Origin of the sequence: Paenibacillus camerounensis (assembly GCF_000723885.1) — a bacterium.
In the GTDB taxonomy this organism is placed as follows: domain Bacteria; phylum Bacillota; class Bacilli; order Paenibacillales; family Paenibacillaceae; genus Paenibacillus_AQ; species Paenibacillus_AQ camerounensis.
Window position 1 is genome coordinate 248,476 of sequence record NZ_CCDG010000021.1, and the last position, 19,675, is coordinate 268,150.

The 19,675-nt window shown below is 49.8% G+C and carries 21 protein-coding genes and 1 pseudogene; 2 read left to right on the forward strand and 20 right to left on the reverse strand.

Annotated features, from left to right (window positions below; all coding sequences use genetic code 11):
* Nucleotides 1-6 precede the first annotated feature (6 nt).
* Genes anfG through nifH form a run of 3 tightly spaced genes read right to left on the reverse strand, consistent with a single transcriptional unit; the run spans nt 7 to nt 2,797 of the window.
* Complete coding sequence (anfG, locus tag BN3772_RS09030) at nt 7-360, reverse strand: Fe-only nitrogenase subunit delta (protein WP_042198920.1); 354 nt, start codon at nt 358-360, stop codon at nt 7-9.
* A 23-nt stretch (nt 361-383) separates the two neighbouring features.
* The gene (anfD, locus tag BN3772_RS09035) at nt 384-1,943 is read right to left on the reverse strand and encodes a nitrogenase iron-iron protein, alpha chain (protein WP_042198922.1); all 1,560 of its coding nucleotides are present in this window, start codon (nt 1,941-1,943) and stop codon (nt 384-386) included.
* Between the two features lie 26 nt (nt 1,944-1,969).
* Complete coding sequence (gene nifH / locus BN3772_RS09040; RefSeq protein ID WP_042198924.1) at nt 1,970-2,797, reverse strand: nitrogenase iron protein; 828 nt, start codon at nt 2,795-2,797, stop codon at nt 1,970-1,972.
* A gap of 458 nt (nt 2,798-3,255) precedes the next feature.
* Between nifH and BN3772_RS09045 the strand changes: the two genes are divergently transcribed.
* Nucleotides 3,256-3,489, forward strand: a complete 234-nt coding sequence (locus BN3772_RS09045; protein WP_042198926.1) for a ferredoxin — start codon at nt 3,256-3,258, stop codon at nt 3,487-3,489.
* A gap of 240 nt (nt 3,490-3,729) precedes the next feature.
* On the opposite strand, the gene BN3772_RS30575 is transcribed toward BN3772_RS09045, so the two are convergent.
* The 9 genes and pseudogenes from BN3772_RS30575 to BN3772_RS09085 all read right to left on the reverse strand — a co-directional run bounded on the left by BN3772_RS30575 (nt 3,730) and on the right by BN3772_RS09085 (nt 11,777).
* The gene (locus BN3772_RS30575) at nt 3,730-3,906 is read right to left on the reverse strand and encodes a NifB/NifX family molybdenum-iron cluster-binding protein (protein ID WP_167336661.1); all 177 of its coding nucleotides are present in this window, start codon (nt 3,904-3,906) and stop codon (nt 3,730-3,732) included.
* Nucleotides 3,903-5,231, reverse strand: coding sequence for a nitrogenase iron-molybdenum cofactor biosynthesis protein NifN (gene nifN, locus BN3772_RS09050; protein ID WP_042198928.1), 1,329 nt, complete (start codon nt 5,229-5,231; stop codon nt 3,903-3,905). The genes BN3772_RS30575 and nifN overlap by 4 nt, the downstream gene beginning before the upstream one ends.
* The gene (locus tag BN3772_RS09055; RefSeq protein WP_280114380.1) at nt 5,215-6,492 is read right to left on the reverse strand and encodes a nitrogenase component 1; all 1,278 of its coding nucleotides are present in this window, start codon (nt 6,490-6,492) and stop codon (nt 5,215-5,217) included. The genes nifN and BN3772_RS09055 overlap by 17 nt, the downstream gene beginning before the upstream one ends.
* 395 nt (nt 6,493-6,887) lie before the next feature.
* A pseudogene (locus tag BN3772_RS09060) lies at nt 6,888-7,157 on the reverse strand (serine hydrolase); the annotation flags it as partial.
* 419 nt (nt 7,158-7,576) lie between these two features.
* A complete protein-coding gene (locus BN3772_RS09065; RefSeq protein ID WP_042198932.1) occupies nt 7,577-7,765 on the reverse strand; it encodes a hypothetical protein in 189 nt (62 codons plus the stop codon).
* Nucleotides 7,766-7,897: 132 nt separating this feature from the next.
* Nucleotides 7,898-8,887: an alpha/beta fold hydrolase gene (locus BN3772_RS09070; RefSeq protein WP_042198934.1), complete on the reverse strand. Its 990-nt coding sequence runs from the start codon at nt 8,885-8,887 to the stop codon at nt 7,898-7,900.
* Between the two features lie 172 nt (nt 8,888-9,059).
* Nucleotides 9,060-10,442, reverse strand: a complete 1,383-nt coding sequence (locus BN3772_RS09075; RefSeq protein ID WP_042198936.1) for a sensor histidine kinase — start codon at nt 10,440-10,442, stop codon at nt 9,060-9,062.
* A 172-nt stretch (nt 10,443-10,614) separates the two neighbouring features.
* Nucleotides 10,615-10,899, reverse strand: a complete 285-nt coding sequence (locus BN3772_RS09080) for a metal-sensing transcriptional repressor (RefSeq protein ID WP_197071337.1) — start codon at nt 10,897-10,899, stop codon at nt 10,615-10,617.
* 113 nt (nt 10,900-11,012) lie between these two features.
* Nucleotides 11,013-11,777, reverse strand: coding sequence for an alpha/beta hydrolase (locus BN3772_RS09085; protein ID WP_244444706.1), 765 nt, complete (start codon nt 11,775-11,777; stop codon nt 11,013-11,015).
* A 129-nt stretch (nt 11,778-11,906) separates the two neighbouring features.
* Between BN3772_RS09085 and BN3772_RS09090 the strand changes: the two genes are divergently transcribed.
* A complete protein-coding gene (locus BN3772_RS09090; RefSeq protein ID WP_042198938.1) occupies nt 11,907-12,524 on the forward strand; it encodes a TetR/AcrR family transcriptional regulator in 618 nt (205 codons plus the stop codon).
* Nucleotides 12,525-12,713: 189 nt separating this feature from the next.
* Here the strand turns inward: BN3772_RS09090 and BN3772_RS09095 are convergent, their stop codons facing one another.
* From BN3772_RS09095 to pssA, 8 genes are all read right to left on the reverse strand, one after another.
* Nucleotides 12,714-13,349, reverse strand: a complete 636-nt coding sequence (locus BN3772_RS09095; protein ID WP_042198939.1) for a DsbA family protein — start codon at nt 13,347-13,349, stop codon at nt 12,714-12,716.
* A gap of 179 nt (nt 13,350-13,528) precedes the next feature.
* Nucleotides 13,529-13,954, reverse strand: coding sequence for a hypothetical protein (locus BN3772_RS09100; RefSeq protein WP_042198941.1), 426 nt, complete (start codon nt 13,952-13,954; stop codon nt 13,529-13,531).
* A gap of 174 nt (nt 13,955-14,128) precedes the next feature.
* Nucleotides 14,129-14,317 (reverse strand): hypothetical protein, encoded by a 189-nt coding sequence (locus BN3772_RS09105; protein WP_042177025.1) that lies wholly within the window; start codon nt 14,315-14,317, stop codon nt 14,129-14,131.
* Nucleotides 14,318-14,367: 50 nt separating this feature from the next.
* On the reverse strand, nt 14,368-16,020 hold the full coding sequence (locus tag BN3772_RS09110; protein WP_042198943.1) for a M20/M25/M40 family metallo-hydrolase: 1,653 nt from the start codon (nt 16,018-16,020) through the stop codon (nt 14,368-14,370).
* Between the two features lie 141 nt (nt 16,021-16,161).
* On the reverse strand, nt 16,162-17,928 hold the full coding sequence (locus tag BN3772_RS09115; protein ID WP_042198945.1) for a sensor histidine kinase: 1,767 nt from the start codon (nt 17,926-17,928) through the stop codon (nt 16,162-16,164).
* Nucleotides 17,925-18,605, reverse strand: a complete 681-nt coding sequence (locus BN3772_RS09120; protein WP_042198947.1) for a response regulator transcription factor — start codon at nt 18,603-18,605, stop codon at nt 17,925-17,927. The genes BN3772_RS09115 and BN3772_RS09120 overlap by 4 nt, the downstream gene beginning before the upstream one ends.
* 25 nt (nt 18,606-18,630) lie before the next feature.
* Nucleotides 18,631-19,119, reverse strand: coding sequence for a DedA family protein (locus BN3772_RS09125; protein WP_042198949.1), 489 nt, complete (start codon nt 19,117-19,119; stop codon nt 18,631-18,633).
* Nucleotides 19,119-19,646, reverse strand: coding sequence for a CDP-diacylglycerol--serine O-phosphatidyltransferase (gene pssA, locus BN3772_RS09130; RefSeq protein ID WP_042198950.1), 528 nt, complete (start codon nt 19,644-19,646; stop codon nt 19,119-19,121). The genes BN3772_RS09125 and pssA overlap by 1 nt, the downstream gene beginning before the upstream one ends.
* Nucleotides 19,647-19,675 lie beyond the last annotated feature (29 nt).

Genomic DNA, 19,675 nt, shown 5'->3' on the forward strand with positions numbered 1-19,675 from the left:
ACCGGATTAATACTGCTTCACGGTCAGCTCCTTGTTGAGAGAGCCAGTAATGGTCACATAATCGATCCGGTCCTTCAGCGCCGCCATCAGCACCCTGATCTCGGGCACCGTTAACGATGCGGTCCAGGTGAACCGGCTGCGGTATTCCTCTGCCAGCACAACGGCATCAACCCAGTAGCAGCGGTCCTCGGCCGTCTCTTTTGCAACCGGATCACCGCACAGAATCTGTGTCGTCTTCGTCAGAACACCCTCATTCTGGCGTTCCCGGTCCCAGGCGCGGGAGTGGAACTGCCAGAGGCATTTTTTCAGAATAAAATCCTCCAGCTGAGCCACCCGCTCCTTCAGCACATCCTCTTCCATCTGGTTATGTCCCCCTCCCATGCTTATACCAAGGCTTTAGATTCGTTCATATACGGGTAATCCCGCTCGCGCAGCGGACTGACCGAATCGTAACCGCCGGTGTACTGACGCATCTCTGATGAATCTCTAATTTCCGGTGTTAGATGAATATCGGACAACATACGTCTTGTTATAAATCCTTTGTCGGCCGGAATTTCGTCCTTACTGATATCCAGTGCGGATAACTGGTGAATCGGCGAATAGATCGCATTATAGATATCGCGCGCGAAGCGGACCCAGCCCTCATAACCCTTATACGGCCCGTTGTGATACGCATGCGCATTGAGATACGGTACACGGATTTTTTTCGCAACCTCTCCCGGACGTTTCCCTGTAAAAATAACATCAGGCTTTAGCTTCTCCATCGCCTCCAAGCCTTCCAACTCGTTCGGATCATCGATGGCCAGCGCTCCCTGCTCACAGCGGGCAATTCCCTTTTCCATATCGCCCTGATGGCCGAACTTCGTGTACAGCGATACGACCTCGACGCCCATCTCCTCATGGATGACGTTCGCCCAATGCCACAGCTTGGAGCCGCCCGGCCACAGGCATACCTTCTTGCCCTTCAGCCGTTCCTTGTACCAGTCCAGCTCAGGCTTCCAGCGCGCCGTCTCTGCGTCAATAATTGCTTGGGCACGATCCTCGATGCCGAAGAACAGCCCGATCTTGCGCAGTGAAGCGGATAATGGCTCGAAGCCGAAGCCGTCGATGTCCAGCCGGGGAATGCCGTAGCGCACCCGCAGCTCATTGCAGATATACTCCGCCGATCGGGCGCATTCCAGCACATTGAGGTGTGCACGGTGCATTGCCCGGAGATCGTCATATGATCCGTTGCCAGTGAAGGTCGAGAGCACCTGAATGCCCATTCGTTTAAAATAGTCGATCATAACCTCCTGGTCGCCCTGGATGTTATATTCGCCGACGTAATTGATCACGTAGTCGCTTGTGATCTTAGGCTCGACCGTACCTACCTTGTTGTTGACCCAGGCGATGTTGATCTTGTGATGGCCGCCGGATTGGCTCGGGCCGGCAAAGCCGGGCGAGTTACAGACGAAGATGTCCACATCCGGCATCTCTTCCATGACCTCCTGCGCTATTGCCCCGATGTCATCCCCAATCAGCGCGGTGGCACAGGTCGAGTAGATCGTCATCCGCTTAATTTCCGGAAAAGCCTGGAAGGCCTCGATGATATTTTTCTTGAGCAGCCCTTCCGCCCCGAACACGATATGCTTCTCCTTCACATCGCTGGCAAATGTGTTCTTGAGCTGGAAATTATCGTTGTCGCTAATATACCGCTTTGTCTGCCAAGTATCATAGGTGCAGCCTACCGGACCGTGGCTCAGATGAATAACATCCTTCATCGGCGTGCCGATAACATGCTTCGCACCGCAATACGCGCAGCCGCGTTCCGAGATGGAACCGGGGATGGTATTCAGATAGCCGAGAGGCAGCGCCGAGGTCAGATCCTCGCCCGGCCCTTTAACAACCGCGTGCTCCCTCCGCTCAGGGATACAGGTACTGCAATTAAATTCATGAAAGGGCATAATGGCTCCTCCTTACCCGAATTAGATTAATCGACGATACCATACTTCGAGACCATGGACTCCAGCTCATCCATGCTCAGCGGCTTAGGGATAACAAAGTTCTGATTCTCAATAATTTTGCGGCCCAGCTCACCATATTCCCCGGCCTGATTACAATTGGGATCGAACTCGACGACCGTCTTCTTGTTGAACTCGGCCTTTTGGACGATATTGTCACGGGGCATGAAGTGGATCATCTGCGTGCCGATGGAAGCAGTGAACTCCTCCAGGAACTCACGTTCCTTGTCGACGTTGCGGCTGTTGCAGATGATGCCGCCAAGCCGGACGCCGCTCTGTTTGGCGTATTTCACAAGGCCTTTACAGATATTGTTCGCGGCATAGATTGCCATCATCTCGCCGGAGGCTACGATGTACACCTCCTGGGCTTTGCCGTCACGGATCGGCATGGCGAACCCGCCGCACACCACGTCGCCCAGTACATCGAAGAAGACGAAATCAAGATCATCCGTGTAAGCCCCGTTGCTCTCCATCAAGTCAATTGCCGTGATAACACCGCGTCCAGCACACCCGACCCCAGGCTCAGGTCCGCCCGACTCCACGCACTGGATATTAAGATATCCAGATTTGACGACCTTCTCGGTTGTGATATTCTCGGCTCCGTCGTCGCGCAGCATATCCATCAGCGTCTTTTGGTTCATGCCCCCGAGAATCATGCGGGTCGAATCCGCCTTCGGATCACAGCCGTGAATGAACACCTTTTGCTTGTGGTAATATGCCATTGCCGCCGCCGTGTTCTGCTGGGTTGTTGATTTGCCGATGCCGCCCTTTCCGTAAATTGCGATTTTTCTTGTCATCCCTCAACACTCCTTCTGATCTTCTCAATTGGTTTGTGCGATGCTGTAACTTGCCTTCCGAGTTGACTCGATCATAGCAGACAGGGACGGAGTGTCAACGCTACTTCCGTACTATGGGGAGGAACTTGCTTGGAAACGTTCGTATAATTAAACTTGAAAGCGTTTAATATTAACAAATGGAAGTCAGGTTCATGGGAAAAAGCAATAATAATACGGCTTAGTATTAATGATAACGGTATCATTGCAAGGGGAAAACCGGGTTTGTATCATTGATGTTAATAAATGTGTCATCATTCTTGAACCTATTGTTAAAGGTTATGAAATAGGCTTGTTTTCGGGGATTTGCAGCAAGTACAATGGCGTCAGAAGCTGTGGATTCCTGTACATCCGCTGAGCACACACCGTTCGAAATCGCGGGATGAAGCTGGCCTACAAATGGTAGACAAGGAGTGATAGACATGAAGCAATATGCAAGTGTGACAAAGGATAGCTGTATCGCCTGCGGTTCCTGCAGCTCTGCTGCGCCTGAAATTTTTGATCTCGATAACGATGGAGTAGCTGAGGTGATTTACGAGGGAGACAGCAACCGCGGCATTACGGCGATCGCGAGGGAGCTGCTCGCAGATCTGCAGGATGCTATCGACAGCTGCCCGACCGGCTGCATCAAGCTTGCGGCTGCGCCGCTTACGTAAGACGCGAAGCAGACCATTGTAAAGCAGGCTGGCATGACCGGATTACCACAGATCACAAGGGTGCAATGAACGGATCAGCCGGACATGAACTGAAGAACGACAATAGAAAGGGATGCATTGGCAGTATAACACTGCTCAAGGCACCCCTTGTCTGTGCGTATTTAGGGCAAGGTCACTCTCCGGCTGCCCTCGACTGCGCACGGGCGAAGGCGTTCACCAGCCAGCGCGGACGGGACGTGGTCAACATCTCGTGTAGTTGATCGAGCAGCGGCGCGATCTCGCTGCCGCTTCCGGTACTTCTCGCAGCTCTGTCAAGCGGTACCCCGCTTCATCGAGCTCGGAGATCGTGAACGAGCTGCACTGTCCGAAATGGCAGTCGAGCGTCGCTCCTTGATTAGAGGCAAACGCCAGCTTCATAGGTACATCCTCTCCTTGCTGATTAAAGTATTGGCATACAGGCATAACAGCTCCGCTGTGCCCCTGTAGCCCACGCTGGTCGTTGCAGGCGAGCCGAAGCGGTTGAATACCGGGAAGCCGGCAGGCAGATACGGAGTATGCTGTTGCTCCGCCCGCTCTGCCCCGTAGGAGTTGCTGATCCACAAATCGCCCTCATCCATGGCCAGCCGTTCCAGATCATCCAGGTCACCGACGCTGATGCCGGGTGGCAACAGCTCCAAGGCTGGTGACTGTACCGGCACAACACCGCTAAAGCGCCTGATTCCCATCTCTTTGAAGGTCTGAAAGACAGATACAAGGTGATCGCCTTCAAGCGCAGCGACAACATGCCGGCCCCGGAAGGCGGAACGGGTATCCAGCATGCAATCGAGTAAAAATTGCCGCTGCCAGCGGTATTTGTTCGGCCCTTCGTTGCCGCTGAGCCGGCGGAGTAGCAGTATCAGCTCATCCGATTCGCATAATCCGGTCACTCCGTGGAACAGCCGGTACGGGATGCCGAGCTCTTCCTCCAGCAGCCTGGCGCACGGCTCCATGGAACGTCCGATTACAATCGTGTACGCCGAGGAAGGGAGCTCACGCAGATAATCGAGCGGCACACCGCCCCGCGTCAGCGGGGTGTAGCCGGTCATCAGATGCCCGGTCAGCGAAGAAGATAAGTCGGGCAGCACGATAACCTCGATGCCGAAGGAAGCGATCATCTCCTTCAGCTCCATCACATCCCCCGGCGTGAGATGCGAACCGGGCAGCAGATTGATGCGTGAGGTGCGCTTGCGGCTGCGGGAGCGCCGTCCGCTGCTGCGCAGCAGCTTTTGCAGCACACAGTATACCGTCTGCGCGTACCCCGACTCCAGGGAGCCTTCATAATCGGGCAAATAGAGTCCCAGCAGCAGCCTGTCATGAAACCGCTCCTTGTGCAGCTTATAATAGGCTTCCACTGCTCCGAGCAGATCCTCACCGACGACTTCGGTAAGTGAGGTGCCGATCAGGGCGATGACATCAGGCTGATATTCGCTTGTTACATGCTGCAGCATGTCGTGGATGCTCTGAGACCCGCCGAAGATCAGATTTTGCTCATGAATCGCAATGTTCTGCACAGAGATAGGCTCTCGGAAATGACGGGCCAAGGACTGCTTCACGGATTCGGTGCATCCCTCCGCACCGTGAAGCACCGGGACCGAGCGGTAAATGCCCTGCAGCGCCAGTACCCCGCCCACTGCCTGACTGACCCGCAGCGGGTTAATCGGCCACGGCTTGGCCGGCGGTATCTCATTATTCACTCGAGCCATAACTCTCTACCTCCCACGGCGAGCTGCGGCGAATCATTGACCAGACCGGCTGCTCAAGTGTATCCAGCAAGTCCTGTGCCAGCCTGCGTGCACCTTCATATCCGGCATACCCGCCATGGAGCGCCTCATCGATGTTGATGAATGGCAGCTTCTCCTTAAGCGGGACGAATGCGTTGCGTCCGCTTACGATCATCAGCTCCGCCTTGCGTACACGGTACGCTTCCAGTATTTGCGCTTCGCTGCTGCGGTGGATTAGCACCGTATCCTCCCGAATCCGCTCCTTGATCCGCGATAGATCCTCCTGGCCGTTCTGGTTCGTGCCGATCGCAACGATCCGCAGGCCAAGCTCAACCAGCAGGGGAATGTAGATCCAGCTCTCGATGCCGTCGGTAAATAATACAATTCGTTTGCCTTTCAGCGGCTTATAACGGCGGAGAATCTCTTTGTGCAGCAGCTCCTCTTCCCTCCGCATATAACGGTGAATCCGTTGGTCCAGCTCCGCATTCTGAAAATGATAAGACAGCTGGCTTAGCGAGAAACGGATTTCTCTTGTTCCGCAGAATGATCCTTCAAAATAAGGAATGCCGAACGAATCCCGCATCCTGCGGGCTAGCGTCACCATTGACCGAGTACAGATGAGAATATTCAGCTTGGCAAGATGGGCCGAGCGCAGCTCCTCTAACGAACAATCGCCGGCAATCTGCGAGATGACTCTGATTCCCACGCTGGAGAGCATGGCTTCGATCTTACGGCCTTCACGGGAAAAACGGAAATCCCCGATCAGATTGACATCATACGGGGTCTGTTGTTCGCCCCTTATTCCAGCGGTTCCGATGACCTTATTGAATAGCGCTTCCCCCGCCTGGCGGTTACCCATATTCCCGCTGCCGATAAATCCAGCATTATGAATTGGAATAACCGGTACTTTGTATTCGTCCTCCGCCTGAACGCACACCGCTTCCAGATCCTCTGAGGTCAGGAACGTAATACAGGTCTCATACACAAAAATGCATGGAGGCTGATAGGTGATAGCGATGTAACGAATCGCTTCCAGCAGCTTCTTCTGGCCTCCGTGGATGATGTCCATCTCCGTGAGCCCCATCGAGAAGCCATGGCTCGACAGCGGTCCTCCAGTCGCCCCGGCTTCAAGCATTCCCCAGCTGTTCTGCAGACAGCCCGGTGTCCCGTGAACGAGATGGGCCGCATCCGTTATTGGCAAAAGCACAGCTTGAGAGCCCTGAAACGCACAGCTTTTGGTCAACTCGCCCGGAACGGACTTCGTACAGCTCTTGGTGTGCTGGCTGTTGTGCTCGCATTCCGGCTCAATAAACAGATTCGGATTCCCTTTGGACAGTGCCTTCCCCTCCTTCGGCTTTATCCGTGACCCAATAAACTACCGGTTACAATATCTCATTCCCAGATGACCGAAACACCTCCTGTTTATAACTAAAACATACTAATTATCGAATAATAGCTGGAATAAAGGTTTTAATTATATTACTTTTTATCCAAACATAACACAATATAAAAAAGCATTTCCAAGTGGATCGACATATTTTATGTTATGAATTCTGACAATCCCTTCACGTGAAACGCTTACTTCAAGGCATGAGAGCGTATTATATTTTTCGTTGAAGACCGATCTCTTCAGGTATATTACACTCCTCGAATCCCCCTGTATATTGAATCGCACAGTTCTGTTGTAAATCTTCCTGACATTCCTTCAAGCGCCGTATTGGTGAACGCTACTACACTAAGTTCCTCTATCGGATCGACAAACCAAGAGTGACCATAGGTGCCACCCATCCGCCACGTACCCACCGACTCAGGTGTATTGGCATCCGCCGGGTCTTTAAGCAGTGTAAAACCAAGCCCGAAGCCTCGCCCCGGCCAATAGGGCATCTCAAGATTCCCTATTTGGCTGGTAAAGTGTTAGTACATATATTGAAGATAACGCTGTGATTGTGTTAAACAGAAGAAAGCCGATGATGCACAGCAGCAGAAGCAAAATCTCCTTTTTTTATTTTTTGGCTAAACATGCTTTCGCTTCCGTATAAGCTTATATAAATGAAACACTTTTTCACATAGATGATTAAAGGGAGGATGGATGAATGAAGAGGAAAATTCTCTAATTTTCATAAAAATACCGTTATTTTATAGGGGGATTGAGAAAGCATGTTATGGGGGAAGTGGATACAATCGTCATTAGAAAAACTGGTTGAAGACCAGGTTCTTATGGCGGTTAGAATCTATACGTATATTAATTGAATTAAATATCCTCTATACAAGCATTTTTAAAAGCCGACCCCAATAAGGGATCGGCTTTATGGTGAAGAGGCCTACAGTCAATCTTGTCTGTTCTCAACAGATTTCATACGGTTCTGATCATCAGGCAGCCGGTCATTGCTAAATTCCTGGCCTGCTTCTGACTCACCATGCCCGCTGGCACTGCGTGCAAAATTTGTGAACTGTTTTTTTTGCTCATCCAGCTCGTGTTTTTTTTTTAGAAGCTCCTTCGGATCCTGCGTTGTCATAAATTACCCTCCTGGACAATCAAATCATACAGCTTGGTTTACGTTTGAAGTTTTCCATATTATCCAAGTGCTTATTCAGCTAATGTAATTATATTTCAACAGGCAGCTCTACAATCTCTGCGCCGCCCCTGATCAGTTGGATGTTTGGATTGTCTTCATGTACGCTTTAAAGTCAGCGGCGATTTCCTTATATTTCGTATGATGCAGGTAATGGGAGCCTTCCATCGGGATCATAAGGCCCTGTGCTGATTGTTTGACTTGTGCCTCATGCAGCGGAATCCACTGGTCGTTCTGTTCGTTGTTCGACTGGACAAAGAGAAGGAGCGGCAGATCGTTTGGATAGGTCAGCTTCTCTCCGTTTTTGAAATTGGAACCGAGATGCTTTAGCTCGTTCATTAATGTTGTATTGCTCCCGACTTGATTCGTAATGAGACGCAGCTGTTCTTTGGTATGCTCATCGTAGTCAAGCGACGCATAGGAATCTCCGCTCACCTTTTGCAGCAATCTCGTCAGCCCTGACTGCTGCATGAACTGCATCGTTTTCAGAGGTAATTTGACATCCATGCCGGGCTGATTCGGAACACTGCTGTCGATACCGACAAAAGCAAGAACCTCGTCAGGGTAGCTGTTCACATATGACACAGCGTACAGTCCGGTAATGGAATGTCCCATAAGAATGTAGCGGTCGATACCCAACTGCTGTACCGCTTCATGAATTTCGCTGATGATATTCTCCGTTGTCCGCGCTTTATCCGTTGTGTCGCTAAGTCCGTATCCGAAGGGCTCTATCGCTACAACCCGGTAATCTGGAGACAATTCGTCGATCAATAATTTAAAGTCAAGCACTGGTGACGGGGTCCCCTGACCGGGAAGAAGGACAATGGTCTGTGCGCCGCTGCCTTGGATGTACACGTTCATTTGCTTGCCGTCCACAGATACGGTCTGGCCGTAAGGCTCAATCTTCTTTTTTTCGATTCCCTTACTGATCACATGAACAAAAAATACAATGCCCATGAACAACACAAGCGCACCGGCAATGCCTCCCAATATCTTTAACCATAATCTCCGTTTTTTGCGGATTCCGGTCCCGTTCTTAATGTCTGTCTTTTCTGTCACGTTCATCTTCTCCTGTCCTGATATCTGTAGAGCCATAATAATAACGGCATAGATAAAGTGTACCTAGACAATATGTCCCCATCGTGACGGCAATATGAACGGAGTATGAACAGGTATAAAAAAGAAGAGATACACCTCAAAGATGTATCTCCTTCTATTCGGAAAGGGATGACTATGCTTAGGCTGAATGATCCTGCCCTGCCGGCGGCCGGATGGGCAGCGTAACGATGATGCTTGTCCCGCGGCCGGACTCACTATCTGCCCGGATATCACCGGAATGCAGCATAATAATCTGCTTCACAATAGCTAATCCCATACCGCTGCCGCCGTACTGGCGGCTATGGGAACGGTCCGCCTTAAAGAACCTTTCGAAAATGCGCTGCTGGTCCTCCGGAGATATACCGATTCCCGTGTCGGTTATACGGACGATAACATTTCTGCCGTCCTGTCTGATGCTGACGGTGATGGTATCCCCTTCATCAGAGAATTTGATGCTGTTGCCGAGAATGTTCGTCCAGACCTGATTTAAAAGATCATGATCTGCCTCAATCCGAAAGGTCTTTAACTGAAGCTCAAAGCTGATGCTGCGTGCTGACCATTGCGGCTGAAGCGCCACAATGACCCGCCTGATCTGCTCATCGAGGCTGAAGGTGCGGGGCTGCAGCTGCTGTGACTGTGATTCAAGCAGGCTTAGCTTCATTAGGCTATCGCTCATTTTGGACATCCGTTCCGCTTCAGAGATAATAATATCGAGATAGCGTTCCCGCTCGCTGACCGGGAGGTTCATCTGTTTCAGCGCTTTGGCATATCCGGTAATTGAAGTAAGCGGGGACTGAACCTCGTGGGATACGTTGGATACAAAATCCCTGCGCATCTGTTCGACCTGCTTCAGATCATATGTCATCTTTTCAAAGCTCTGAGCCAGCGTGCCCAGCTCCCCCTTCTGCTTAATGTTTAGCCTGATATTAAAATTCCCGCTGGCGATATGCACGGTTGCATCCGTCAGCTTTTTGATCGGATTCACGAGAAACTTGGTAGCAACCAGAATAACCAGACTGCCTGTTACCAATGTGAAGATTGAGAAAATCAGCAAAAATTCTACGGCCACTGTGTTAGAGGTTGGTGTTATGGTCTCTATGAACATGGCCCTGATTTCCCCTTCACTTGTAAAGGGCAGTCCGACAAGTGTGGTGCTGACCACCCCGCGGTTTGCCTGAACCGTATTCCCCTTCAGAACCCTGCTCCATAATGCCTCTGTAATTGCAGCCGGTTTATATCCCTCAGGCCCTCCGAAGGACTGGTACTGGCCGGTTTCATCAAAAAACCTGACGTTGTACATTTCCAGAAGGCTCATCCCCTTCACATAAGCATTTGCTTTGTCTAAAGGGAGTGTTTCATATATCCGGGCAACATCACGGCCAAAGTAAATCATAGGTATCTGCAGGTTCTCATTCAGCTTATCTTTCAATACCCAGGCTGCCAGTAAAAAGGAAATAAAGGTGCCGCCGATTACTGTGGCCAAGAAGATTAATACCACCCTTGTATATAAAGATCTAATCATAGGTTAATGCCATCCCCTTCAGCCTGTATTCCTTCATATTCTAAGCTCATTGTAGTTTAGATTTCAGCAAATGATCAAATCGGCCCTGCCTTAATCCAAAAAAAAGTCCAGCAGATTATACCTGCTGGACTTTAGAGCCTAACTAACGCCTAGTGAGCCGGCTCGGACGAAATTAACGGATGTAGTTGTTGATTGCAGCATTCAGTTCAGCAATCACTTGGGCTTCATTGCCATGATGAACGGCATCTACCACACAATTCTCCAAATGATCCTTCAACAGCAGCTTAGCTGCTCCATCCAGTGCTTTTTGCACAGCGGCAATCTGCAGCAGAATGTCGGGACACTGGCGTCCGCTGATCGTCATTTCTTTGACAGAACGGATATGTCCCTCTACCTTAGCCAGCCGATTAATAATATCTTTACGGTATTTATGCTCATGATTATGCACTTCAGACATGTGATGCTTACCTCCCTAACGAAATCCTGTATGTACCGGCATGAGATCAGACGTAATGTACAATATAAATAGTACCGTTGTCTGAGCTTGCTGTCCAACATTCCATAGGGGAATTACTTGTTTAACGTACTGAACCAGTTATCCAATGCCTGAACAACATCCTTAAGCTGCTCATCTCCTGTGATTTCTGGTACATTGTCACCTTTTTGCATACCGTATGATCCGAATTGTCCGTGATTGCCGCCTTCTATACTAACGAATGTCGTGTCTGCGGGAAGATTGGTTTTGGTCTTCTCCCATTCTTCCTTGTTAAGTACACCATCGGATGTTCCTGTAATTTGCAAAGCGGATAAGCCGGTTGTGCTTAAGCTTCCGCCGTCATCGGCATAAGCCGCCAGGTAAAAGATTCCTTCGAGCTTACCGGAGTTATCTGCTGCGTAACGGGATGCAAAAGCGCCCCCCAGCGAGTGTCCGCCAATCACAAAAGCTTCATCAGGATGCTCAGCAATAAATGAGTCTGCTTTGTTTAGACCGAATATGGCTAAATTCAGCGGCATCTTGGCGATGTATACTCTGTGTCCTTGTTCGGCCATTGTTCTGGCGAGGGGAGAGTAGCTTTCCGGTTCTACCAGTCCTCCAGGATAAAAAATGATATTCGGCTCAACGGCCTCTCCTCCCTGCGGCTCAAACCGGTAACCCTGCTTAATCTCAGTGACAACAACCTTAGCGTCGCTTTGCATTGCGGCTTCAGCCTGCCCTGAAGGGCTGTAGGTAACGGACGCCAGAAAGATAAACCCGCCGGCTGCAAGGACAACGGCGACCACGCTTATCCATATCAGTATTTTCTTCCATCTGCTCATGCGCTTAGCCGTTTTCAAGGGTTAACCACCTTTACTTCATACGATTTTAACTACAAATTAAATTATATTTACCGGTGAGTAAAATTACAAGAGGATTTTGCTTATACCCGGGGAATGTCATAATATAAACATGAAGGAGAGTGTGCAATGCCAGAGAAATCAGCAAAACGTATGCCGGGCAGGCCCAAGCAGGCTGACATGAACATTTCCATTCACCAGGCTATCATTTCTACAGCTTCTGCTTTATTTAAGGAATATGGCTATGAATCGGTGTCGCTTCAGCAGATCGGACGACGCTGCGGCGTATCCAAACAGACTATTTATTATCATTTCGCAAGCAAACCCGAACTATTCAAGGTTGCTATGACAACAATGCTTCAAAATATTCTGGCAGTTACTTCTCAAATGCTGGATGAAGCCGATCATCTGGAGCATGGCTTGGTGCGTTTGGCTGAAGTCATATTAGCGAATCCGCATGCTGAGATTGAGACGATGATGAGAGAAGCCGAGCCTTTTCTTGAAACAGAGCAGATATTAGCGATTCGGGAAGCTGAGCAGCATATTCATGAATTGTTGGCTGTTCACTTCAGGCTCGCCATGGATCAGCAGTTCCTTCGTGAAGAAGATCCAATGTTCCTGGCCGAGACCTTCTCGACCTTGATGCTGATGGGAAACCGTGAGAATGTTCTTAATAAATATGAATCTCCTCTGATTCTGGGTCAGAAGCTGATAACCCTGTTTCTTCGCGGGGCGAAGGTAACGTAATCCCTTACCAACAAAGTGCGGTTACATGTAAAAGACGTTCAAGCCTCCACGGCGGCCCGCGGGTATGAACGTCTTTTTCGCCGTAGTCAAGCACGGGCTAATAAATTAATATGTAGTCCTGCCGGCAGTTTATTTATCCGGTAAACCGGCTATCCTTAACATCAGCCTAATTTGGTTCCGGCGTGGAAATTACTGGTGTGCAATTAACCCGGCGAATCGGGCTTCCAGCTTGTCTGCTGTCATGGCACCTCCGCCCAGCTCGAAGATCTCATCCCCTTTTTGCAATAACAATGTAGGGTAGCTTCTTGCTCCAAGCTTAAGGGCGATCTCAAAATCTTCATGTGCCTCCGCAATAGTCTCTGGTGCAGTAAGACCTTCAATGAGCTGCTGCTCATCCAAACCGTACATGCTTGCAAGCTCAAGATAAGTTGCGGCATCACTTAGGCTTTTGCCATTGAAGTAGAATGCCCGCTGCATTGCCGAAGCCAGATCCAGCGCACATTCAGGAGCAAGCGCACGTAATGCGGAGAAACCGATAGCGGCCGCTTCTGAGTCAAGAACCAGACTCCCTTCCTTTAACAGTTGCTCATAGGCGGTACCAAACACTGCTCCTGTAAGCTGGCTAATCCGGTTATTCGCCTCCGGCATATATGGATATGCGGTCAGAGGCTGGCTTCGCTCACCTGTAAATAGACCGCCGGATACTACCCTTACGGGAAGCTCCAGGTGATTCTCGTGAAAAGTGCGCAGGCTTTTTGAGAATCCATAACACCATCCGCAATAGGCATCCCATACATAGATTAATGAAAGCTGTTCATTTGTCATTATTAGCATCTCCTATTTCTTTAATGTAACTATAGTAGTTACAAGTAACAATATAAGTTACAATCAGTCTTCTGTCAACATATCGGTGGTAATCTGTTTATCAGCAGCAGCTCGTGGTCCTCTAAACGTGAAAGGTCCTGTCAGTATATTTACTGACAGGACCTTTCAGCTTGTATTAACTAAATAACGCCTTCTCCTCCAATAGCAGTTGCTGTGAATGCTATCGGTCCGAACAGATTGATAGGCAGGGTGCTGGCGTTTTGAATAACCAGTTCATAGTTATGGATTCCCAGATAAGGACCGTCTACCCACAGAACATGTAATTGAATATCCGTTAGGGTAGTAAAGCGGAAAAAGGACCGATAAATATCGACTCCAGCACGCCGTATTATAACGTAAAATTCGCTGTCAGCTAGGGCCGTGACACTAAAGCTGCCATTCAATTCGACTCTGCTGGAGAAAGAAGCAGGGTTAGCGGGACTTAGATTAACTTGTACAGCAGCCAGCCCCGCCCCGGCTCCAACAATTCCGGCAATCGATACAGCTGTGTTAAGCGGGTCTAACGGGATTTTTGCCTGAGAGCCATAGCTTATAATGGTCGACATTTGTGATCACTCCATTTCGGGTTTATACGTTATCATATTGGAAACTTCGATGATAGATTGGACTTCCTTGCCCCAAAATAAATATAGTAGATTGTCACCGGGAAATCGGGCATAAAAAAATCAACCCATTTAAAAATGAGTTGATTCATCATTGGTATCATCTTTGTTGTTCAATTATTTTAACAGCTTTTCCGGGTTCTTCACTTTTATGGAAGCAACCTCTCCGCAGTCCGAGCAAATCGTATAGACCTTTTCAGAGCCGATTGCCAGTTTCTTATCCAGCGGGCGAAGATTGATAAAATCCGTAGCTTGTACAAAGGAATTTCCGCCACATGCAGTACATTTCTTTTCAGCAACATCCATAATTATGATTCCTCCTTTATCTGTTAAATGGTAATACGTTATTAATAGTGTTAAAGTTCCAAATTTAGAAAAGATTTAAGGCTAATAACCCTTCTACTAAACACGGGATATATGAGAGTGAGCCCTAAAGCTGAAGCTGTCATTAGTAATGCTGCTAAATCTAGCGTCATCATATCATTCACAAGCCGGATCATCGGTGATAACAGTAAAAAACCGGCCGACGCAAATATTGCCGAAAGCCATGTCCATTCACCCTCACGGCTTAAGAAGGACAAATTCATACCGGTCAGGCTAAAGATAAGAGGCCACGTGAATATATAACTGGCGCCTGTCAGATACACAGTGCTGGCAATGCAGAGTAACAGCCAAAGGAACAATGCACCCATCCAAAGATTTTCAGTACGGATATAGCGTGATAACACACGTATTAGGATAAACGAAATAAACAACGTCAAGACCAATAATCCTAACAGATAGGTTAAACTTAATTGAGAATCCAGCAGTAAAGAGATGTATTCATCTCGGGGCAAATTAGACTTAACTACATTCCATAAAAGCGTAATAACACCATATGTAATTCCCAGACACAGCAGTGTAATCAGGAATCCGCCTGTCGTTCCCGTCATACGGATACGGCTTCTGCGCATCCCGTGCAATAGGGTTATAACAAATAACAATACAGCTGATAAAGTGAACCCTGTAGCCCAAGATTCCGGATAACTAACCACATTCCAGCCGATTACGTTAAAATAGACACGGTCTTCTTGTTCCACTTGAGTCAGATCAAGGTTACCAAAGTGCCGGGTCAGGCTAAGCATATATTCCCCATGGTGCTGCAGGCTGGCCTGATCCAAATTGTCCGGAGTATCGGTTGGCTGGTGATAGGTGTCGAGACCCGATCCAAAGGCAAAATTTAATCCGGCCAGTCCGCCCTCACGGAACTTTGTCAGGTCGGTATCGTTAGGCATATGTTTATACACATCATAGAGCAGAGAGTAAGCCAGCGGCTGTGGAGCTGATTTTAAGAACTCTTTAACCATCCAGCCATTCTGCCCGCTTGTCTCAAACATAAACGATGCGCCTTTGTTTCCGCGCGCTTCAAAATTAAACACGAGTCCAACGTCATTCACCCATGGATGTTCATTCATGAACGCTTCGGCTCCAAGCATACCCGGTTCCTCGGCATCTGTCATCAGCACGATCAGATCGTTTTTCAGCGGACCGGATACCTGTAATGCACGCACTGTCTCCAGCATAGCAGCAATTGCGGCACCATCGTCTGCCGCTCCCGGACCTGTGGCTACAGAATCATAGTGGGCTGCAATCATAACGGCTTTACTGTTATCGGTGCCTGGAATTCTCGTGACGATATTTTCGATGTATCCGAGAATTCGTTCCCCGTTCCATACGTTCGAGACAAAGGGCTTTTGGATTTCCGGCTGTAAGCCGAGACCTTTCAGCTCGGACAGCAGATAATCGCGAACCTTATCATGCTCAGGCGTCTGAATCGGGTGCGGTTCCTTTGCAATTACTTGAAGCTTCTCCATCGCACGTTCCGCCGAGAACGAATCGGGAGATGCATTCAAATCTGCAGGTGCCGGAGCTTTAATCTGCAGCAGGCCGGTCAGGACAGCACCTGCTAATACAAGGGGGATGCCGATTCTCTTTAACCATTTTGTTGCATGGCGCATAGTTTTACTCATAACCTCCCAACATTTTCTCATATCCGCCGATATGCAATTATCAACTTAATTTACATATTCTAGATTATCGTGAGAAAACCTTTAATTCCCTAATTTGAACGCAAACAAGCCCTTCTTTAGAAGAAGGGTTGTTAGCAAGGTTTATAACCTGAAAGTTAAAGTGAATGTCACGCCGCCGTCTTTATTCTCTACAGTATAGCCGCACTCGTGCAGCTCCAGAATTCGTTTTACAACAGCAAGGCCCAGTCCGGTTCCTCCGCTCTTGCGGTCCCTTGCGGCTTCTGCACGGAAAAACCGTTCCCAGATCCGTTTCAAATAGGGATCCGGGATACTATCCCCCTTATTGTGAATGTAATAGCAGCAGCTGCCCTCCGCACCCGATATACCGATTTCAATCGTACTGCCTGCTTCCGCATGACGAATCGCGTTGGTCAGGAGGTTCACCATTACCTGCTCCATTTTGCCGGCATCCACCTGGACTGCCCTCTCTTCGTGTATGACGACTTGGGCAGTGAGTTCTTTTTCCCGCATCTGATAGACAAGCTTCTGAAGCACTTCATCCGTCAGCTCACTGAGCAATACTGTGGATTTATACAGCTTAACTGCCGGCGAATCCAAGCGGAGCAGCTCCAGCATATCCTGAACAAGCCGCTCCATCTTCTCGCTCTCCTCCACAATCACACTGATGTAATGCTCCTGTCTGCCCGCGCTGATGCCGTCCTGCATGCCTTCCGCGAACCCGCGTACAATGCTTAGAGGCGTCTTTAGCTCATGGGAAGCATTGGCGAAAAAGTCCTTCTGCAGCTGCTCCAGTTCCTTATTCTGCTCAATCTCTTGGGTTAGCCGGATGTTGGCCGTGCTCAGCTCATCCAAGGTCAATCCCAGCTTGCTTGACAGCTCGTACAGCGTATTGGCGAGATTGCCCAGCTCATCCTTACGCTGACGAGGCTCCTCTCCTGAGAAATCGAGACTGTTCATCTGCTCCGCCCGCTTATTCAGGATCAGAAGCGGACGCGTGACCAGACGGGAATACAGCATGGAGAGAAGCACAATCAGCACGAGCCCGCCGGCTCCCAGATAAGCGAAAAACAGGCGTAACGCGCTGTTGGTCTCTTTAATTTCCTGCAGGGAGGTTACCAGCAGCAGCAAATTAATTTCACCGTCATCACCGGGCACGGGCTGAATCAGAATACCGCTCCGGTTCCCTCCGAAGGTATCAATCCATTCCAGCTCGACCGGCTCCATTCTTTTCAGCTGCCGGGTATAAGTGTCGGATAAGGGGAAGAATTCATCCAGTGCCAGAAACAGAAGCCCCAAGCGCCGCGCCGGCTTGTTCACCCCGGGTACGCTGACGGTTTCAATCGTCCCTTTTATCGCATCGTATTCATTTTGCTCCCCTTTATCTCCGGCAGACTGTGCGGGTGTTTCCTCACCGCCGGCTTTGGCAATATAGTAGGGGTAAAAAACCTCGCTGTCCCCTGCCTCGCCTTTTTCACCGTACAGCGTAACCTCTTCTCCTGGCGCAAGCCTAAGCTGTTCAAATTCGGACCGGTATGTCAAATAGATATAGATCAGAGAAACATCGAGCGCTGTACCGTCAGCACGGATAATGTGCATGCGGAACGGGTCGTTGGCCACCTTGCTTCCCTCAAAATCGGTCAATACAAAGTTCACATCCTCCCGGCGCATCCGTAACATGACAGGTGAGTCTGTTGCGCGGAGCTCCTCCGGGTTCTTCCGGTAGACAGAAGCTAGATAGGCTGCATCACGCTCAAGCTTTGCCATTTTGCGGTGCTCGTAGAATTGCGGGAAGACCAGCAGTTGGGCCAGCAGCACAACAACATAAAATAGAATAAAGGTGGCAGCTGTAGCAATAAAGAGCTTAGCGGTTATTCCGCCTCTTTTCATGGCTTGTCCTCATAGGTGTAGCCTATGCCGAATACAGTCCGTATGCTGTCTGCTGCTGGGCCCATTTTGCCTCTCAGCTTTTTGATATGTGTATCGACAACGCGCACATCTCCTTCATATTCCGCTCCCCAGATATAGGCCAGAATGGCATCGCGCGACATGATGATCCCCCGGTTGCGCAGCAGCAGCTGCAGTATGCCGTATTCCTTGGGGGTCAAATCAAAGGTTTCGCCTTCACGCTCCAGTCCATGGCTGCGGTTGTTCAGCTGAACGCCGGAGCTGATAGGCGTATGTGTTGCCGATACCAGGTTGCCGTCTACTCTGCGCATCAGCACTTCCGCCTTGGATACCAGTACCTTGGGGCTGAAGGGCTTGGTCACGTAATCATCGGCTCCCAGCTCATACCCTTCAATCTGCCGTTCAGCACCGGACACTGCGGTCAGGATAATGATGGGCACGCCCGAGGTCTGCCGGATTCTGCGGCATAGCTCCCATCCGTCCATCTCCGGCATCATCAGATCCAGAATCACAAGATCCGGGATCTCAGTTTCAAAAGCATGCATCCCTTCACTGCCGTCAGCAGCCTGGACAACAAGCCATTGCTTCGCGGCAAAATAATCCGTGATGAGCTCACGGATCCGTACTTCATCTTCAACAATCAGGACTTTCTTCGACAAAGAACCGCCCTCCCTTCTTCCGGGTTCAAAGACTTGCATGTCCCAATATTTTACCTGTAATGATAAAAAACAGACACCATACCAGGGCGCCGATTGCTGCAAATAAACTGTATTTCCGTAGCGGCATCCGGCTGATTCCGCACATGTAGCAGGTGACATGTCTAAAGCCCGGAATGAAATAGCCGAATATCAGGGACAGCCGGCCATAGCGGTTCATCCAGCCTTCTACCTTGGCAATCCGCTGCGGCTTCAGGCCCACCCATTTTCCATAGCGGTCAAGCAGCGGCCGCCCTGCCTTACGTCCGATCAGGTAGCTGATCATCATTCCGCTCAGAGCGCCCATGAAGCTGAACAGCAGGGCATAAGGCAGCTTCAAGGTTCCGATGGCTGTTAAATAACCGACACCAGTCATAAGCAGCTCATCGGGAACGGGTAATCCGATAATTCCCAGTGCCAGCAGTCCGTAAATCGCTGTATAGCCATATTCTGTCAGGAACAGCATCACGTTATCCATCAGCAGTCCTCGGCCGGCTCAGGCTTCATTTTTTTGAGGCTGGGAAAAGCCAGCCGGCTGATCATCAGCGCTCCGACTACCGGCATTCCGATGACAGCGGCAGACGCCGACGGAATTACAGTGAGCAGTAATACGGCCATAGCTGCCATTGGGGTCGGCATTCCGATGAAGCCGGGCACATGACTCTGTCCGGTATTGAAGCGTGCCAGCCGCAGCGCACTGCAGCAGACAAAAATAAGGCAGCCCATGGCACCGGCTACGCGGATTTCATTAAGCGAAGCAGCATAGATAAGAGCGGCTGGCGCTATACCGAATGTCACCAGATCAGCCAGGGAGTCCAGCTCCTTGCCCAGCTCTGATGCGGCATCCAGCTTTCTCGCGCAGAAGCCGTCGAAGAAATCGCAGATCATTCCAAGCCCGATCAGCAGCATGGCTGCGGGCAGGTGTTGTTTGTAAATGCATAATATAGCGAGGAATCCGGCCAGCAGATTGGCCAGTGTCAACGCCGAAGGAATCAGCTTTTTCATGAATCTTCACTCCCGGTTCAATGTTTAGG

Coding starts and splice junctions, on each gene's coding strand:
- pssA (WP_042198950.1), bottom strand. CDS start 19,646: ATGAAAAAGCTGATTCCTTCGGCGTTGACACTGGCCAATCTGCTGGCC.
- anfG (WP_042198920.1), bottom strand. CDS start 360: ATGGAAGAGGATGTGCTGAAGGAGCGGGTGGCTCAGCTGGAGGATTTT.
- BN3772_RS09070 (WP_042198934.1), bottom strand. CDS start 8,887: ATGAACGTGACAGAAAAGACAGACATTAAGAACGGGACCGGAATCCGC.
- BN3772_RS09080 (WP_197071337.1), bottom strand. CDS start 10,899: ATGTCTGAAGTGCATAATCATGAGCATAAATACCGTAAAGATATTATT.
- BN3772_RS09100 (WP_042198941.1), bottom strand. CDS start 13,954: ATGTCGACCATTATAAGCTATGGCTCTCAGGCAAAAATCCCGTTAGAC.
- BN3772_RS30575 (WP_167336661.1), bottom strand. CDS start 3,906: ATGAAGCTGGCGTTTGCCTCTAATCAAGGAGCGACGCTCGACTGCCAT.
- anfD (WP_042198922.1), bottom strand. CDS start 1,943: ATGCCCTTTCATGAATTTAATTGCAGTACCTGTATCCCTGAGCGGAGG.
- BN3772_RS09090 (WP_042198938.1), top strand. CDS start 11,907: ATGCCAGAGAAATCAGCAAAACGTATGCCGGGCAGGCCCAAGCAGGCT.
- BN3772_RS09125 (WP_042198949.1), bottom strand. CDS start 19,119: ATGGATAACGTGATGCTGTTCCTGACAGAATATGGCTATACAGCGATT.
- BN3772_RS09095 (WP_042198939.1), bottom strand. CDS start 13,349: ATGACAAATGAACAGCTTTCATTAATCTATGTATGGGATGCCTATTGC.
- BN3772_RS09115 (WP_042198945.1), bottom strand. CDS start 17,928: ATGAAAAGAGGCGGAATAACCGCTAAGCTCTTTATTGCTACAGCTGCC.
- BN3772_RS09075 (WP_042198936.1), bottom strand. CDS start 10,442: ATGATTAGATCTTTATATACAAGGGTGGTATTAATCTTCTTGGCCACA.
- nifH (WP_042198924.1), bottom strand. CDS start 2,797: ATGACAAGAAAAATCGCAATTTACGGAAAGGGCGGCATCGGCAAATCA.
- BN3772_RS09105 (WP_042177025.1), bottom strand. CDS start 14,317: ATGGATGTTGCTGAAAAGAAATGTACTGCATGTGGCGGAAATTCCTTT.
- nifN (WP_042198928.1), bottom strand. CDS start 5,231: ATGGCTCGAGTGAATAATGAGATACCGCCGGCCAAGCCGTGGCCGATT.
- BN3772_RS09110 (WP_042198943.1), bottom strand. CDS start 16,020: ATGAGTAAAACTATGCGCCATGCAACAAAATGGTTAAAGAGAATCGGC.
- BN3772_RS09065 (WP_042198932.1), bottom strand. CDS start 7,765: ATGACAACGCAGGATCCGAAGGAGCTTCTAAAAAAAAAACACGAGCTG.
- BN3772_RS09045 (WP_042198926.1), top strand. CDS start 3,256: ATGAAGCAATATGCAAGTGTGACAAAGGATAGCTGTATCGCCTGCGGT.